General features: G+C 31.1%; 14 protein-coding genes. 4 read left to right on the top strand and 10 right to left on the bottom strand.

Translation table 11 applies throughout. The features are described from left to right. Positions 1 to 107: 107 nt before the first annotated feature. Together Q0776_RS10690 and Q0776_RS10685 are read left to right on the top strand one after the other, a co-directional pair. Entirely contained in the window at positions 108 to 791 is a 684-nt protein-coding gene (locus Q0776_RS10690; protein ID WP_298367974.1) for a YjjG family noncanonical pyrimidine nucleotidase, read from the top strand. Positions 792 to 801: 10 nt separating this feature from the next. Then, on the top strand, positions 802 to 1695 hold the full coding sequence (locus Q0776_RS10685) for a hypothetical protein (RefSeq protein ID WP_298367971.1): 894 nt from the start codon (positions 802 to 804) through the stop codon (positions 1693 to 1695). A gap of 2 nt (positions 1696 to 1697) precedes the next feature. Here Q0776_RS10685 and Q0776_RS10680 read toward each other — a convergent pair whose 3' ends face one another. After that, positions 1698 to 2972 (bottom strand): replication-associated recombination protein A, encoded by a 1275-nt coding sequence (locus tag Q0776_RS10680; RefSeq protein WP_298368543.1) that lies wholly within the window; start codon positions 2970 to 2972, stop codon positions 1698 to 1700. A gap of 97 nt (positions 2973 to 3069) precedes the next feature. Between Q0776_RS10680 and Q0776_RS10675 the strand changes: the two genes are divergently transcribed. Continuing rightward, positions 3070 to 3753, top strand: a complete 684-nt coding sequence (locus tag Q0776_RS10675; protein ID WP_298367968.1) for a rhomboid family intramembrane serine protease — start codon at positions 3070 to 3072, stop codon at positions 3751 to 3753. A 108-nt stretch (positions 3754 to 3861) separates the two neighbouring features. Here Q0776_RS10675 and rlmB read toward each other — a convergent pair whose 3' ends face one another. The 8 genes from rlmB to modA all read right to left on the bottom strand — a co-directional run bounded on the left by rlmB (position 3862) and on the right by modA (position 14877). Continuing rightward, on the bottom strand, positions 3862 to 4602 hold the full coding sequence (gene rlmB / locus Q0776_RS10670; RefSeq protein WP_298367966.1) for a 23S rRNA (guanosine(2251)-2'-O)-methyltransferase RlmB: 741 nt from the start codon (positions 4600 to 4602) through the stop codon (positions 3862 to 3864). Positions 4603 to 4716: 114 nt separating this feature from the next. Continuing rightward, positions 4717 to 6726: a SwmB domain-containing protein gene (locus Q0776_RS10665; protein ID WP_298367963.1), complete on the bottom strand. Its 2010-nt coding sequence runs from the start codon at positions 6724 to 6726 to the stop codon at positions 4717 to 4719. A gap of 49 nt (positions 6727 to 6775) precedes the next feature. Further along, entirely contained in the window at positions 6776 to 8713 is a 1938-nt protein-coding gene (locus Q0776_RS10660) for a RagB/SusD family nutrient uptake outer membrane protein (RefSeq protein ID WP_298367961.1), read from the bottom strand. A gap of 56 nt (positions 8714 to 8769) precedes the next feature. Beyond that, positions 8770 to 11955: a TonB-dependent receptor gene (locus Q0776_RS10655; RefSeq protein ID WP_298367958.1), complete on the bottom strand. Its 3186-nt coding sequence runs from the start codon at positions 11953 to 11955 to the stop codon at positions 8770 to 8772. A gap of 203 nt (positions 11956 to 12158) precedes the next feature. Further along, positions 12159 to 13034, bottom strand: coding sequence for an ATP-binding cassette domain-containing protein (locus Q0776_RS10650; protein ID WP_298367955.1), 876 nt, complete (start codon positions 13032 to 13034; stop codon positions 12159 to 12161). Next, on the bottom strand, positions 13034 to 13705 hold the full coding sequence (gene modB / locus Q0776_RS10645; RefSeq protein WP_298367952.1) for a molybdate ABC transporter permease subunit: 672 nt from the start codon (positions 13703 to 13705) through the stop codon (positions 13034 to 13036). Before modB ends, Q0776_RS10650 begins: the two co-directional genes overlap by 1 nt. After that, on the bottom strand, positions 13702 to 14100 hold the full coding sequence (locus Q0776_RS10640) for a TOBE domain-containing protein (RefSeq protein ID WP_298367951.1): 399 nt from the start codon (positions 14098 to 14100) through the stop codon (positions 13702 to 13704). The genes modB and Q0776_RS10640 overlap by 4 nt, the downstream gene beginning before the upstream one ends. After that, on the bottom strand, positions 14101 to 14877 hold the full coding sequence (gene modA / locus Q0776_RS10635; protein WP_298367949.1) for a molybdate ABC transporter substrate-binding protein: 777 nt from the start codon (positions 14875 to 14877) through the stop codon (positions 14101 to 14103). 123 nt (positions 14878 to 15000) lie between these two features. Between modA and Q0776_RS10630 the strand changes: the two genes are divergently transcribed. Then, positions 15001 to 15435, top strand: coding sequence for a CBS domain-containing protein (locus Q0776_RS10630; protein ID WP_298367946.1), 435 nt, complete (start codon positions 15001 to 15003; stop codon positions 15433 to 15435). Here the strand turns inward: Q0776_RS10630 and rpe are convergent. Next, positions 15432 to 16094 (bottom strand): ribulose-phosphate 3-epimerase, encoded by a 663-nt coding sequence (gene rpe, locus Q0776_RS10625; RefSeq protein WP_298367944.1) that lies wholly within the window; start codon positions 16092 to 16094, stop codon positions 15432 to 15434. The two genes, Q0776_RS10630 and rpe, sit on opposite strands and share 4 nt — an antisense overlap. Positions 16095 to 16178: the final 84 nt, after the last annotated feature.

The raw sequence follows: 16178 nt of genomic DNA, 5'->3' as shown, positions 1-16178 counted from the left end.
TAATTATTGAAAAGATTCCTAATTTTGGTAGTTTTTCAAATTCAAATATAAGACAATAATAAAATTCGAACTTTGAAAACTGTTTAATTTTATAGTATTTTTACAAGATGAATAATATCAACCACATTTTTTTCGATTTAGATCATACCTTATGGGATTTTGAAACAAATTCCGATTTAGCATTTAAGTCTATATTTCAAAAACACAAACTAAACATAGATTTCCAAAAATTTGCTAATTACTACAGGCCAATTAATCAAAAATATTGGAAAATGTATAGAGAAGAACGTGTTTCAAAAGAAGACTTACGCTATGGACGTTTAAAAGAAACATTTACCAAAATAAAATTTGAAGTCAGTAATCAAACCATCAATAGTTTAGCAATCGATTATATTGATCATTTACCTCTAAATAATTATTTGTTTGATGGTACGTTTGAAATTTTAGATTATTTAATGCCTAATTATTCAATGCATATAATTACAAATGGCTTTAATGAAGTTCAACATGAAAAAATTAAAAAGTCGGGTTTACAAAAGTATTTTAGTAAAATAATTACTTCCGAAGAAGTAGGTGTTAAAAAACCAAACCCTATAATTTTTAATCAAGCATTAAAAATAGCAAATGCGCAATCTAAGGAGTCAATTATGATTGGCGATAATTGGGAGGCCGATATAATGGGAGCAAAAAATGTTGGTCTCGATGTTATTTTTTGTAATTTTAGCAACCATCCAGTTTCCGAAAACATTAAATCGGTAAACAATTTATATGAAATTAAAAAATATTTATAAAAATAATCAAATGAAAAAATCATTTTTAGTAGTATCCTTTTTATTATTAACTATTAGCGCATTATTTGCTCAAAAAAATATTAATAATTACAAATACGTGTTAGTTCCAAAACAATTTGAATTCCAAAATGAAGAGGATAGTTATCAAGTAAATTCATTAACTAAATTTTTATTTGAAAGAGCAGGTTTTACAGCATTATTTACGGACGAATCTTATCCTGAAGATTTAGCATTGGATAGGTGTTTAGCCTTAAAAGTTAAAATAAAAACAATTCCGGCTTTTTTAAGTACTCGAATTGTTATTCAATTACTTGATTGTACAAATACAGCGGTATTCGTTACAAAAGAAGCAAAAACAAAAGACAAAGATTTTAAAAAGGCTTATCACGGTGTTATTAGAAAAGCATTTGAAGATATTGAGGCTTTAAATTACAAGTACGAACCACTTCAAAAAACAATTGTTAAACAAGAAGTTGAACAAATTAAAGAAAGTCCGAAAAAGGTTGTAAAAGTAGTTGAAGCAGAAAGTAAAGCAATTGTTGAAAAAGCTCCTAAAAAGGAAATTGAAAAAGCAAAAGAAAAACCGGTTAAAATTAAAAAAGAGGCAACCGCTGTGTTAAAAAAGAAAGAACTAGAAGTTAAAAATATAAATGTTAATTTAGAAGGTAGTTATACTTTTGGAAATTGGGGGAGAAGCACCATAACTAAAGATGGTGATGAATATTCTGTTATTGGAGGTGACGAAAACTTTCAATTCGCAACAATTTATAAAACATCAAAATCTAGTATATATATTATAAAATGGGCGGCTTTTAAACAACCACAATTATTACAAGTTGATGCTCAAGGAAATTTAAATGTTGACTCAAAAAACGGAACAGAAGTATTTAAAAGAGTTAATTAATATTAATACTTATATTTAGTTTTCCATCGCTTTTTTAGAAATTCTCTAAGGCTATTTTCGCGCGGATTATTTCCAGGATTAAACAACTGTGTGTTTTTTAATTCATCGGGCATAAATTCTTGTTCTATAAAGTTGTTTTCATAGCTATGCGCATATTTGTATTCTTTTCCATAATCTAGTTCCTTCATTAATTTTGTAGGAGCATTTCGCAAATGTAATGGAACTGATAAATCACCTGTTTTTCTAACCAATTCTTGCGCTTTTCCTATAGCTTCATAACTTGCATTACTTTTTGGAGAACTTGCTAAATATACAGCACACTGACTTAAAATAATGCGTGATTCGGGAAAACCAATAGTATTTACTGCCTGAAATGTGTTATTTGCCATTATCAATGCTGTAGGATTTGCATTTCCAATATCTTCTGAAGCTAAAATAAGAAGCCTCCTAGCAATAAATTTAGCATCTTCTCCACCTTCAATCATTCTAGCTAACCAATAAACTGCCGCATTGGGATCACTTCCTCTTATCGATTTTATAAAAGCAGATACAATATCGTAATGTTGTTCCCCTGTTTTATCGTATAAAACAGTGTTTTTTTGAATTTTTGAAAGCACTAATTCATCAGTAATATGGATGGGTTCGTCTTCGGAATTTACAACCAATTCAAAAATATTCAAAAGTTTACGAGCATCACCACCTGATACTCTTAGCAAAGCCTCGGTTTCTTCAATTTTAATTTCTTTTTTAGAAATATGAATATCTTTTTGTAGTGCTCTTTCTAATAAATCCTCCAAATCTATTTTACTAAAAGAATTTAAAATATAAACCTGACACCGAGATAGGAGGGCAGGAATAACCTCAAAACTTGGATTTTCTGTTGTAGCACCAATTAAGGTTACCCAACCTTTTTCAACAGCTCCCAAAAGAGAGTCTTGTTGAGATTTACTAAATCTATGTATTTCATCTATAAAAAGAATTGGATTTTTATCGGTAAACAAACCACCACTTTGTTTTGCTTTAGCAATAACATCTCTTACGTCCTTTACTCCAGAACTAATTGCACTTAAAGTGTAAAATGGTCTTTTAGATTCTTTGGCTATAATGTTAGCTAATGTTGTTTTACCAATTCCTGGAGGTCCCCAAAATATAAGAGAAGGAATAATGCCTCTTTTTATATGTTGCGTTAATGCACCATTTTTACCAACTAAATGTTGTTGGCTAATATAGTCGTCTAAATTTTTTGGACGTATTCTTTCAGCTAATGGCTCATTCATAGGGTAAAAATAATAAATAAATGAAAGTAACTTTATAGTAACTGACATTATTTCAATTTAGAATTATTGGGCTTATATTTGATATAACGTTTATTATATGGAAGATGGTAATTTTAAATACAAAAGAAGCATTGTAACAATCCCAATTTTAGTGATTTTTATCCTTTGGGTTATTTATTTTATTGAAATTAAATTTGGTTATAATTTTAATAAGTATGGTATTTACCCAAAAAGAATAGTGGGTTTAAGAGGAATTATTTTTTCACCTTTTATTCATGGAGATGCAAAACATTTATTTAATAACTCTGTACCTTTACTAGTTATGCTTATAAGCTTATTCTATTTTTACAGAAAAATTGCGTTAAAAGTATTGCTTTATGGCGCATTTTTAAGCGGATTGGTAACTTGGGTTATTGCAAGGCCATCATATCATATTGGAGCAAGTGGTGTCGTTTATTTATTAGTAAGTTTTGTTTTTTTTAGTGGAATAATAAGGAAATATTATAGGTTAGTAGCTTTGTCTTTCGCTGTTGTTTTTTTATATGGGAGTATGATATGGTATATTTTCCCAACTACTGACAGAATTTCTTGGGAAGGTCACTTATCTGGTTTTTTAACAGGATTACTGTTTGCTGTAATATTCAGAAAAATGGGGCCTCAACCAGAGTCCTTTCAATTTTCGGAAAATGAAGAGTTTGATAATTATTTTGATGAAGACGGTAATTTTAACCCTCCAGAGGAGGAATCTGAACCTTTGGGTGAGGGAACTGATAAATTTTAATTCTCAATGTCATTCTGAACGATAGTGAAGAATCTCACGATTTACTAGCGGCAGATTCTTTATTCCGTTACACTTCTTTCAGAATGACAAGGTTTTAGAATAAAAAAATTACAATCGTTGTCTTGTTGCTTCATACAAAAATGCACCACAAGCAACACCAACATTAAGCGATTCAATTTCTCCTAATAATGGTAATTTAGCTTTAACGTCAACAATTTTTAAAATTGAAGGATTAATACCTCTATCTTCAGATCCCATAATAATAGCAGTTGGTAAAGTTAAATCAACATTATAAATAAGATTATCTGTTTTTTCTGTTGCAGCTACAATTTGAACTTCCGCTGCTTGAAATTGAAAAATAGCATCTTTAATATGGTCAACCTTGCAAATAGGCAATTTAAATGCTGCTCCTGCAGAGGTTTTAATAGTATCGGCGCTTATAGGAGCATTTCCTTGTTTTTGAATAATTATGCCATCAACTCCAGTACATTCAGCAGTTCTAATAATAGCACCAAAGTTTCTTACATCCGAAACTTGATCTAATAATAAAAATAATGGTGCTTTAGACTTCTCTAAGGTTGAAGTAATAAGTGCATCTAAATCGGCAAAGTCAATTGCTGAGGTTTGCGCAACAACACCTTGATGATTACTATTTTTAGATAACCTGTTTAGTTTTTCAACCGGAACAAAACTAGTAGCAATATTATTTCTTTTAATAAGAATGTTTAATTCGGAAAATAATTGACCGCTTAAACCTTTTTGAAGGTATACTTTACTTATTGTTTTTCCAGAGTCTATAGCTTCTATAACAGCTCTAATACCAAATATTTTTGAAACTTCGTTTTCCATGCTGCAAATGTAATAAATTTTGTTGCCAGCATAACGTATAATTTAATTCAACTTTATAAAATAAAAAAACCTGCAAAGTTATTTGCAGGTTTTTTAACTAAATATTTATTAATATTATCTCGATTCTTTTTTATAAAGTATCATATCGTCATAATAAACTTTACAAACTCCAACCGGTATAGGTTGAATTCTTAAAATATCATCAACAGATCCACCAGTATAGGTAAATTCATATGAAACTTCTTCCCATACTCCAGTTGCTGCTCCACCATATTGTTCTGGGTCTGGTTTAATTTGCGTACCTCCTAAGTATATTTTTGCAAATGCTGTAGTGTGCTCAGCAAAAAGGTATCTTTTGAATTTTAAGATATAAGTTACACCTGATTCGTAAGAAAATGTACCAGTAGATCTTAAATCTGCCTTTTTCCCGTCAATAGCTTCAATAAACATAACAGTTCCTGTGTCAGGCGAATTAGGTACTGAAGGTGTTACAACCGATATGTTCGAATCAACACCTGGAGTATTACCTGCATTAGTCCACTGTGCACCATCATTAAAACTTCCATCTCCATTTAAAATATCAATGATGTTCATTTTTACTGGTAAATTTGAAAATGGTGTTACTGCTCCATCTCCTACGGCGTAAATTGATCCTGAACCGTCATATGAAACGAAAATTTCATCTGTATTAATAATAGGATTAGTTAATTTAATGTTTATTGTTTTTGGATTTCCTGCATCTAATGTTACAGTTGAAATAGCAAAAGCTGATCCATTTACCAATACTTCAAACCCTGTTACTGCATCACCAAATGAAGCTGCATCAATGGCATCTTGGAAAGATATTTGAATAGTTTCATTTTCTAACTCAATAACATCTCCAGTTTGGAATGTTGGAGTTGGAACATAAACATCTATTGGTAAATTAGTAAATGCTTCTAATAAACGTTCGTCATATGATCTTAAATCTGCATTTCCTCCATCATATGAAACGGTAACTGTTTTGGTTGCATCTTGCGGAACTATTGGGTCAACTAAAGCTATCAATAATTTTGTACCATTGCTATTTCTAGAAACAGATTCGATAGTTTTTGCAACACCATCCACTTTAACACTAAAGTTACCAGCAACATTTTCTGTTATCGGTCTTATTTTATGACTTAAGTCTATTTGAATAATATCTGCATTGGACTCAACAACATCACCAATATATGTAAATGGTTCGTTTAAAGGAACTACCGTAAATACAGTTGGAATATCGTAAACTTCAAAGTTTTGTTTAAGTCTTTCAGTTCTTTCTCTTGTTGCTCTTAATTCTACTTGATATTCACCAAGATCATCAAAAGTTATGGTGTCTATAACTCTATCTCTTAACTCAACTCTAGTAATTGTATTATTATATACGTTTGTTTGATTTGTAGTATCAGTTTCACGAGTATGAACACGCCATTTGGTAGTTTCAGGACGAGCATTATTATCTAGTTGTAAACCACTTAAATCTTCAAAGATTAGTTTGTCTCCAAAAGTTAAAGTAACGGCATCTGTATTTTCATGATCAAGTACTGTTCCATCCATATATCTTACTTCAGGAACTGCAACAACTGTATCATAAACATCAATTATAAATGTGTAATCAGCTATCCATTTACCATTAATGTTAACAGTTTTAATGGTATCTTCAACATCACTTTTTAGTTCGGTATCGTAGTATAAATTAAATCTAAACGAAGTAGAATCATTAAATATACCGTAATATTTCACTTCTGTAAGTGAATCTCCTTTTTTCCATAATACGTGAACCGTTTTCTCACTTGATACTGTATCTCCTGGATTTACAATATAGGCATCATGATTATCTAAATTATTAGGTATTGGACCTTGTAAAAAGAAAGCATTTGATGGTATTCGCCATTCGCTGTATTCTGCTCCTGCAGAAATATCACTGAAAGAGAAGAATCTATTAACCTCTGATTCTCTCGCCGAGGAAGCACCTGAAGTCCAGGTAATAGATAAATCTGTAAAAGATCCTGGAGCTACATATTCATCATCATCACAACTAATAAATAAAAGTGTTAAGAGTGATAATGAAAACATTGTTTTTATTAGTTTATTTATGTTTTTCATATTTTAATATTTTAGTTTAAAATCTCAGTTTTTACTCTGATTTTTTAAATTATTGATTCCAGTTTAAGTTAGCATTAATTTCATCTTGCGGTATTGGTAGATAACTATGTAAATCTTCAATAAAGTTTTGAGAACCAGTTAATACATCTCTTAAATGCGGTTCTTTTGCTCTTCTGTTTCCGTTAACAAAAAGATCAGCTGGATTTTCTTTAGGTTGTCTAAATGCATAAGGAGGAAGATTCGGATCTGAATATGTTGGAATCTCTCCAGTTGGCATTGGAAAACATCTCCATCTAGTTGGGTTTTTTCCCATGGCGTTATTTTTATAATTCCAACTATCATATTCAAATGATGCAAGATGTATTAATTGATCTTTCCACACACCCCAACGTCTTAAATCAATGGTTCTATCACCTTCTAAAGATAATTCTAATGGTTTTTCTGTAAATCTTAAGTGCTCCATTAAATTACTTAATGTTACAGGTTGTGCTCCGTTTGAAGTATCTAAATCAATATCGTCCATATAAGTTGTAGTTCCACTTGCAAATTCTGCACTCGATTCAGTAGATTTACCTAACAAAATAAGATGAGAACGTTTTCTAATACGGTTAATATATCTTAAAGCTTCCGATAAATCTCCTTTTTCAATCATACATTCAGCATATAAAAGATAAACTTCGGCTAAACGCATAATAGGAATGTTTATATCCGATCTGTCATTTTTTTCAGGGCTTTCATCTTCTCCGGCTCCACCATTATTAACATTCCAACCAGTAAACTTTTTAATAAAGTTAGGATATTGCCTTGCGTGCACTGCGGCGCTCACTGCAGTTCCATATATTGCATTGTTTTCGCCATACATTGTACCATCTCTATCATCAACAGAAGACATAGAGTTATTCATACGATGACTATAATATCTTACAACATTTTCTTGAATGCTATCTAGTTCTCCATTAGATTGGTAAATATTTCTATTTACTAAATTTGCTGGATCTAAAGGATCGGCTCTTTCATTTCTGTATTTAAGTGTAAGCCAAGTAGAAAATTGTACAACATTTCCATCATTTAATCTATGAGAAATTCTTTGAGAAAGATTTTGCTCTCCTAATCCAAGCGGGTTCGCATCATATGAATAATTGATTTCAAAAATAGATTCTTCATTAAATTCGGCCATTCCAGTTAAACATTCCGCTAAATCAGAAGTTAGGTTGTAACCGTAATTATCTATTACGTTTTTTAAGTAAATTTCTGCTGTAGCAAAATCATTTTCGTTGATATAACTTTTAGCAAATAATGCTTCGCAAAAACCACCAGTTATACGTCCTAAATTACCATTACCAACTTCAGATTGCCAAGCGTTATAGGTTCCAGGTAAATTTTCCATTCCAAATTGTAAATCGGCTCTGTAAAAAGCTAGCACTTCTTCTGAAGTAGAAAAAGCTTTTTGAAAATCAGCAAGATCTACAGGAACTGAATCAAATAAAGGTAGAGAACCATTGTTAAATGAATGGTGTAAAACATAGTAAAAGTAACCTCTTAAAGCTCTAGCCTGAGCAACAATTAAAAGAGCTGATACTTTAGCGTCTTCTGATACAAATGTAGATTCTATTTTTTTATATCCATCAATTACTTGATTTGCTCTAAAGATTCCTTTGTAACAAGCATCCCATTTATTTTGAACTTGATTTGTAGTTAAATCAAATGTTTGCTCGTAAATAGGGTTACCCGTAGATTTACTTCTTTGAGAAGCCGGTACCGCAATATCTGTACGTGTATATTCCCATTCTATTCCTAAAATGTTTTCGTCTCTTAGTGAGGCATAAACAGCATTTAAACCACTATTTAAATCACCTGCATTTTGCCAAAATGTACCAAGTGTTAGCGCATTTGGATTCAGTTGTTCCAATTCATCAGAACAGGATTGAAACGAAAAGGCGATTACAACTAGTGTAATAAATCCTTTATAAAATGTCTTATTAATCATTGATATATTTTTTTTATATTTTCTGTGTATATTTTTCATCTTCAGTCTGATTTAAATTAAAATTGAAGTTGTATACCTGCTTTGAATTGAGAAGATATTGGATATCTTCCTTGGTCAATTCCACGCGTACTTAATCCGTTACCACCTACTTCTGGATCAAATCCTGTATAGTCGGTAATAGTAATTATATTTTGAGCTTGAGCGTAAATTCTAAATTTACTAAACCCTAATGTTTCAATCACCTTTTTAGGTAATGAATAACCCAAAGATATATTTCTTAATCTAATAAAATCACCATCTTCTAAGAAATAGTCAGAACCACCTCTATAAGATCTTGTTCCACCACCGTCGTACCAAGGCACATCTGAAGTAGTGTTGTGTTCTGTCCAAGAATAAAATAAATCTTTATGAACACCAGCTTGGTATGCATAAGCTTTACTTCCATTCATAATTTCAGCTCCAAACGACCCATACCATTGCATTGAAAAATCGAATCCTTTGTATTTTGCTGAGAAATTTAAACCTCCTTCAAAATCTGGAGAACCACTTCCTTGATATATTCTATCAGCGTCATCTATTTTTCCATCCGCAGCGTCAGGAATGCCATCGCCGTTTGTATCAACTGTTAATTGATCTACATACATCAATTCTCCTAGTTTAGCACTTGGATCTATAACTTTATATTGGTCTAATTGCTCTTGAGTTTTTATAACACCTGCCGTTTCTCGTAAAAAGAAAGCTGCGGCTTCATATCCTTCAGTAATAACAGTTACAATTTCTCTGGTACCTTTAGTAGAAATATAACCGTTGTTTAAATAAATAATTGGGTTATTTTCACTTGTTCTTGTTACCATATTTGTATTTTGTGTAAAAGTACCAGAAACATTCCAGCTTAAAGGGCCTTTACTTTTGTGGCGGTAATTAACACCTAGTTCAACCCCAGAGTTTTCCATATTACCTACATTAAATACAGTACTACGATTTCCTCCTGAAACACCTGTTGATGGTGGGTTTACAATTTGGTATAATAAATCTTTCTTTTCATTTTTATAGAAATCTCCAGAAATGGTTAATTTGTTTTTAAGTAAACCAAGGTCGAAACCAAAGTTTTGTTCAATGTTTGTTTCCCATTTTAAGTTTGCATTTGAATATGCTAATTGAGTTGTACCAAGTGCTCCTGATTCTGTGGATGGATTATTAACGTCTCCAGAAGGACTATTACTTCCAAAAACATAGTCGTTTCCTGGTTCTACAACTGCTTGGTTGCTGTAAGGTGTAAATCTATCATTACCTGTAGTACCATAACTAGCTCTAATTTTTAAGGAGTTAGCCACACCTTTTAATGAATTCCAAAAGTTTTCATCAGATACATTCCATCCAACAGAAACTGAAGGGAAGAATCCCCATCTATTGTCTTTTCCAAATTGCGATGATCCATCGTAACGTCCACTAGCACTTAATAAGTACTTTCCATCATAATTATATTGTATCCTGGCTAAGTTACCAATCAATGTTTTAGTAAAATCAAATCCTCCAGATTCAATATCCCAAAGCAATTCATAATTATCTAAAACCGTAATTGCCGGGTTTAAGTTATTTCTAACTTCTAAGCTGTAACGCTCACTTTTTGATTCCTCAAAAGAGGTCATTGCTAAAACTCTTAAACTATGCAATCCAAATGTTTTACTATAATTAGCAAAAAACTCAGAAGTTAGTTTAGAAGTAGTGATATCTGTTACTTGTTGTGATGTAATATTTGCAGGGTTTGTAATTAGATTTCCCTCTGTATTATAAATGTCATATCTAGGCACTGTTCTTACCCATTTGTTGTCTCCATATTGAGCTCCAAATCTACCAGTTAATTTAATTGATTCTGTTAAATCAAAATCTATTTGAATATTACCTGTGTGGCTATTACCAGCTCTTTTATCCTCTGTTTTAATAGTTCTTAAAGAATTAGCCAAATTTCTAGCTTCATTAAGTCTCCAGTCAGATAAAGGGTCTTCAGTACTTACCTCGGAAATGTTTTCAAGTACATTAGCATCTAGATTAACAGCAGGTTTAAAAGCTTGGTATTCATAAATTCTATTCATCATTCCACTCCAAGGCTTTAATTGATCATCTCTTTTAAAAGTTAATGCAGTGTTTATTTTCCATTTACCTTTTGTAAACATAGTGTTTGCACGCACATTAAATCTTTTGTAGTCTGAGTTGTAAAAAGATCCTTCTTGTTGAAAATAGTTGGCATTAAAGTTAAAAGTTAACCCGTCTTTACCACCAGAAACATTAATACGGTGGTTTTGGATTGGTGCGTTGTCATTTAATAATACATCTCCAATGTTAGTATCATTTGTAAAGTAGCTCGAGTTTCTGTGAATATCACCATCAACTCCACCTTGAGCTTTATCAGAATTTAAAGCTCCTCTTAATAAGTGAAGGTATGTATATTCTTCTTTATTCATTTGATCAAAATTCGAAGTAATATGTTGCACTCCATATTCAGAATCAACAGAAATTTTCATTTGACCAACTTTACCTTGTTTAGTAGTAATTAAAATTACCCCACCTGCACCACGAGTACCGTAGATAGAAGCAGAAGCTGCATCTTTTAATACATCAACAGATTCAATTTCACTAATACTTAATTGAGGGTCAGAATCGTAAGGAATACCATCTACAACGTATAATGGGCCACTTTGTCCGTCCATTAACGAACTAAATCCACGAATTAAGATATTTGCCTCTTCTCCCGGAGCACCAGAACTTGATGCTACGTTAACCCCAGCTATTTGACCTTGTAAGGCTGTACCAATATCTGAAGTCGTAGTCTTGGCAAGTTCTTCAGCTTTTACCTGAACAACGGCACCAGTTAATTCTTTCTTTTTCTGAGTACCATAACCAATTACAACTACTTCTTCAAGAGCAGCTACATCTGGTTTTAATACAATATTAATGGAGGTTCTAGAATTTATTCTTGCCTCTTGAGCAGCAAAACCCATAAAACTATACTGTAATACATCTGTCGGTTTTGCTTGAATTACATAATTCCCATCAAAATCGGTTGAGACTCCATTTGAAGTTCCTTTAACAAGAACTGTTACACCTGGCAGTGGTTGCCCATCTCCAGTAACTGTACCTTTTACGGTAACTGTCTGCGCTTGAATTGCACTAAAACTTAGAAATAACATACATGTTATAAAATAAGTTTTGAGATTCCAATTAACAAGTAAATTGAATTTCATATTAAATTTGTTTTAAGTTTAGATGTTACAAATGTTTAAATAAATTAAGGTTTACGGGATAACATATGTTTTTTAAGGTGTAACATATGTGCTTATTCTTAAAATAATGTTAAAATACCCAAAGTATGGTTAAATAAGGTGTTTAGAAATTTTTAGAAAAGTTTTGTAAAGTGTAGAAAAGTTTTTTTTTGAGAAGTATAATGCTATCCAATTTTTTGAATGATTGGATTAAGTGCTTTTGCAGAAACTACAATTTTATCTCCTGCTTTTAAATGTTCTCCTTCGGTTTCATCTGCAACAACTTTAACTAAATCTTTTCCAATTCTTATACTTAGAATGTAAAGGAAGTCTTGTTTGCTAATTTCTATAATGGTGCCTGTAAACTGAAATTTGGCACTTAAACCTGTATAGTTAAAAACCTCATTAGGCTTCCCTTGTCTAGTTATTTTTCCATGTTCAATTTGAAGAACCTTATCTGACATTCGAATTATTTCAGAAATATCATGGCTTATTAGTAAGGTGGTAAGTTTATATTCTTTATGAACATTTAAAATGTATTGTTGTAATTTAAAACGAATTTCAGAATCTAAAGCGGAAAGAGGTTCGTCCAACATAAGTATAGATGGTTTTTGAACCAAAGCGCGAGCCAATGCAACCCGTTGTTTTTGTCCTCCAGAAAGCGTTTGTGGTTTTCTGTTTTGTAATTCTCCTAATTCAATAATTTCAACCAAATGGTTTACAATGCTATTATCTTCACCTTTATTTAATGCAAATAGTAGATTTTCTTTAACTGTCATATTTGGAAAAAGTGCATAATCCTGAAAAACAAAGCCTACTTTTCTTTTTTGAGGTTTTAAATTAATTTTTTTTGCTGTGTTTAGCCAAGTTTTACCATTAACGTTTATTTTTCCAGAATCGGGTTGTAACAATCCGGCAACTATTCTTAATATAGAAGTTTTTCCAGCACCTGAATTACCATAAAGTGTAACAAGATCTCCTTTTTTAATAGTGGTTTGAATGTTTAATAACATTTCACCTTGAGAAGATTTTAATTTTTTATGTATATCAATTTCAATCATCACTTTTGCTGTTTTAAGTAACCGCCATTAATTACATATACCATTAATAAAATAACAAAGGTTAACGCAAATAATATTAAAGAATAGGTGTTAGCGGCGGCATAATCTAAAGATTCAACTTTATCATAAACGGCTATTGATGCTACTTTTGTTTTACCTGGAATATTACCGCCAATCATTAAAACAACGCCAAATTCACCAATAGTATGCGCAAAGGCAAGTACAATTCCGGTTAATAACGATGTTTTTATATTTGGTATTAATACCTTAAACAAGGTTGTAGTTTTTGATTTTCCTAAAACATATGACATGTCAATCAACGATGTTGGTAAATTAGAAAAACCTGCTTGTATAGGATGTACCATAAAAGGCAAACTATAAATTATAGATGCAATTAACAATCCTTCAAAAGAAAATACCAGTTGCAATCCAAGCCAGTTATTTAACCAATCTCCAAATGCGTTTGAAGGACTAAATGCCACCAACAAATAAAACCCTATTACAGTTGGAGGTAACACCAATGGCATACTAACAAACGTTTCGAAGATGGGTTTAAGTTTAGATTTGGAATATGCCAACCAATATGCTAATGGAATTGAAATTACCAACAGCAATATTGTTGTAATAAATGCCAATTTAAATGTTAGTATAAGCGGCTCCCAATCAATCATTCCGATAACATTATTTCGTTTGTTTTAACCATAGCAGTAACTTCGATATTTTTTTTTAACTGCAATTGATTTACAGCATTTGTTGTAATAATCGATTTTATTTTTCCCACGGAAGTATTGATAGTTAATTTAGATAATATTTCATTGGTTTCAATTTTATCAATTGTTCCATAAAATTTATTTCTAAGACTTATTTGGTCTGTATTACCAGTTGCCATAATTACTTCTGTTTCCTTAAATAATACTGTAATTTCATTTCCGGTTTTTAAATAAGGAGCGGTATCGGGAGTGTCTATAACAATTGCCGACATTAAGACGTCTTTAACCTTTAAATTAATTAAGGTTAATTTTCCATGAATTGTCAATTTTTCAATAATACCTTTTAATATATTCATTTAGAAGTCAGTTGAATAGCCAAAATTATTTAAAATAGCTTTTCCTTTGTTTGAAAAAAGAAATTTATAAAATAATTCTTTCTTTTTATTGGAACTTGGTCCTTTTTTTAAAATTACAACACCTTGTTCAATTGGTGTATATGCGTTTTCATTAATATCTATCCAATTTCCTTTTCCTTTCATATTAGGTGATAACACAACGGATTTTGCAGTAAAACCAATTTCTGCCGCCATTGTGGTTATAAATTGGTTTGTTTGGGCGATACTTTCGCCGTAAACAAGTTTGTGTTCAATTTTATTAAATAGCTTATAATATTTTAAAACTTGTTCGGTAGGGATTCCATATGGTGCTATTTTAGGATTTGCTGAAGCAATATGTTTTACGTTTTTATTAAGTAATAAATTTATTGATGGTTTTAGGCTGTCAATCATTGTCCATAAAACAAGTTTACCTAGGGCATAAACTTTTGGCTTTTTTGAACTGAACCCGGAAATATTTAACTCGTTGGGGTATTTCATATTTGCTGAAACAAAAATATCATACGGAGCGCCTTCTTTTATTTGGGCAGTTAATTTTCCTGATGAACTAATTATAGATTCACATTTTATTCCTGTTTCATTTGTAAAAACGGTTATCAATTCTTTCATTGCAAATTGCATATTAGCAGCCGTGGCAATATATAGTTTTTGTTCTTTAGGTTTATTACAACCAAAAAGAAGTATTAAAATTAAAAAAATAAATATCTTTTTAAACAGAAACTTTCTATTAACTACCATAAAATAATATGTAATGTTTCAAAATTAAGCTAATATAATACCTCAAAAATTAATAGTATGATTTTAATCATAATAATTTAGCTTCATTTTTTCGAACTTTAATGGAATCGAAAATATAAAATTATGAAACGTCTTGAGCCGGTATCTAAAATAATGACTAAGGACCTTATTACGTTAAGCTTGAATGATGATTTATATAAAGCTGAAAAAATGTTTAAAGAAAATCACATTCACCATATTCCTATTGTTAAAGATGAACATATTGTTGGTATGCTAAGTTTAAATGATTTGAAAAGAATTAGTTTTTTGGATTCTTATGATGCAAAAGAAATTAAAATAGACAACGCAATTTATGATATGTTAAGTATTGAACAAATAATGGTTAAAAATCCAATTAAGATTAATTCTTCAATAACAGTAAAATCTGTTGTTGAAATTTTATCGAAAAATGAATTTCATGCGCTTCCTGTTGTAGAAAACGATATTTTAGTAGGAATTGTAACTACTACAGATATTTTAAAATACTTATTAACTCAATATGAGTTAGATGAGGTTTAACTTGGGGAAACCAAATCTTTTAAATTGGCAATTGTATTGGTTGGGTTTTCACTTTTAAATACAAAACTTCCAGCTACAAATGCATCAACACCAGCTTCAGAAAGTTGCTCAATATTCTGATCTGTAACACCACCATCAACTTCAATTAAGGCTTTTGAGCCGCTAAACTCAATCAATGCTTTTAATTGTTGCACTTTTTTATAGGTGTTTTCAATAAAACTTTGTCCGCCAAACCCTGGATTAACACTCATAATTAATACCAAATCCAGATCTTCAATAATATCTTCCAAAACAGCAATAGGAGTATGGGGATTTAAAGAAACTCCTGCTTTCATTCCTTCTGCTTTTATAGCCTGCACAGTTCTATGTAAATGGGGACAAGCTTCATAGTGAACTGTTAAAATATCAGCTCCAACTTTTTTAAAAGTAGAAATATATCTATCTGGATCAACAATCATTAAATGAACGTCCATTGTTTTGGTTGCATGTTTTTTAATTGTACTAATTACAGGCATTCCAAATGAAATATTAGGAACAAACATTCCATCCATAACATCAATATGAAACCAATCGGCTTTACTGTTGTTAATCATTTCTATGTCGCGTTGTAAGTTGGCAAAATCTGCAGCTAAAACGGAAGGAGCAATAAGTTTAGTCATTTTAATATTTGTGTTGTTTTTTGCAAAAGTATCATTTAAAAAAGAAAAACGCTCGATAATTCGAGCGTTTTTTATTCAGTATTA

Origin of the sequence: uncultured Lutibacter sp. (genome assembly GCF_947495725.1) — a bacterium.
Taxonomy (GTDB): domain Bacteria; phylum Bacteroidota; class Bacteroidia; order Flavobacteriales; family Flavobacteriaceae; genus Lutibacter.
This window is presented reverse-complemented; position numbering and strand designations above follow the sequence as displayed.

What these genes read in the sequence shown, in the direction of transcription:
- Q0776_RS10690 (WP_298367974.1), top strand. Translation starts at nt 108, where the DNA reads ATGAATAATATCAACCACATTTTTTTCGATTTAGATCATACCTTATGG.
- Q0776_RS10660 (WP_298367961.1), bottom strand. Translation starts at nt 8,713, where the DNA reads ATGATTAATAAGACATTTTATAAAGGATTTATTACACTAGTTGTAATC.
- rlmB (WP_298367966.1), bottom strand. Translation starts at nt 4,602, where the DNA reads ATGGAAAACGAAGTTTCAAAAATATTTGGTATTAGAGCTGTTATAGAA.
- Q0776_RS10650 (WP_298367955.1), bottom strand. Translation starts at nt 13,034, where the DNA reads ATGATTGAAATTGATATACATAAAAAATTAAAATCTTCTCAAGGTGAA.
- Q0776_RS10685 (WP_298367971.1), top strand. Translation starts at nt 802, where the DNA reads ATGAAAAAATCATTTTTAGTAGTATCCTTTTTATTATTAACTATTAGC.
- Q0776_RS10640 (WP_298367951.1), bottom strand. Translation starts at nt 14,100, where the DNA reads ATGAATATATTAAAAGGTATTATTGAAAAATTGACAATTCATGGAAAA.
- Q0776_RS10675 (WP_298367968.1), top strand. Translation starts at nt 3,070, where the DNA reads ATGGAAGATGGTAATTTTAAATACAAAAGAAGCATTGTAACAATCCCA.
- modA (WP_298367949.1), bottom strand. Translation starts at nt 14,877, where the DNA reads ATGGTAGTTAATAGAAAGTTTCTGTTTAAAAAGATATTTATTTTTTTA.
- modB (WP_298367952.1), bottom strand. Translation starts at nt 13,705, where the DNA reads ATGATTGATTGGGAGCCGCTTATACTAACATTTAAATTGGCATTTATT.
- Q0776_RS10665 (WP_298367963.1), bottom strand. Translation starts at nt 6,726, where the DNA reads ATGAAAAACATAAATAAACTAATAAAAACAATGTTTTCATTATCACTC.
- Q0776_RS10630 (WP_298367946.1), top strand. Translation starts at nt 15,001, where the DNA reads ATGAAACGTCTTGAGCCGGTATCTAAAATAATGACTAAGGACCTTATT.
- Q0776_RS10680 (WP_298368543.1), bottom strand. Translation starts at nt 2,972, where the DNA reads ATGAATGAGCCATTAGCTGAAAGAATACGTCCAAAAAATTTAGACGAC.
- Q0776_RS10655 (WP_298367958.1), bottom strand. Translation starts at nt 11,955, where the DNA reads ATGAAATTCAATTTACTTGTTAATTGGAATCTCAAAACTTATTTTATA.
- rpe (WP_298367944.1), bottom strand. Translation starts at nt 16,094, where the DNA reads ATGACTAAACTTATTGCTCCTTCCGTTTTAGCTGCAGATTTTGCCAAC.